A 305-nucleotide genomic window follows, 5' to 3' on the forward strand; every position below is an offset into this window, starting at 1 on the left:
CCAGAAAGAAGCTTAGGTGTTGCACTGGTTTTACCCAGTGTTAATAGTCAGGGCATGGGTCTGCACCTGAAAGAGATTTCAAAAGTTACGCCTGCAGGAAGGCACGCAATCGTAATCATGGATAGGGCGGGTTACCATCTGGAAAAAGAGTTACCCGATTATTCAAACCTGACGCCCGTTCATCTACCTCCCTACTCTCCGGAATTGAATAGTGCAGAACAACTATGGGAGTGGCTACGTGAACACGATTTGTCCAACCGGTGCTTTGATGGTTATGAAGATATTGTTGATGCCTGCTGCAATGC

Annotated in this window: 1 protein-coding gene; it reads left to right on the forward strand. The window is 46.9% G+C overall.

Annotated elements, in window-relative coordinates; translation table 11 throughout:
- Positions 1 to 305: transposase (locus M3P05_RS20795; RefSeq protein ID WP_249702066.1), on the forward strand; the 305-nt coding region annotated here is incomplete at both ends.

Source organism: Parendozoicomonas callyspongiae, assembly GCF_023502345.1.
GTDB classification, from domain to species: Bacteria; Pseudomonadota; Gammaproteobacteria; order Pseudomonadales; family Endozoicomonadaceae; genus Sansalvadorimonas; species Sansalvadorimonas callyspongiae.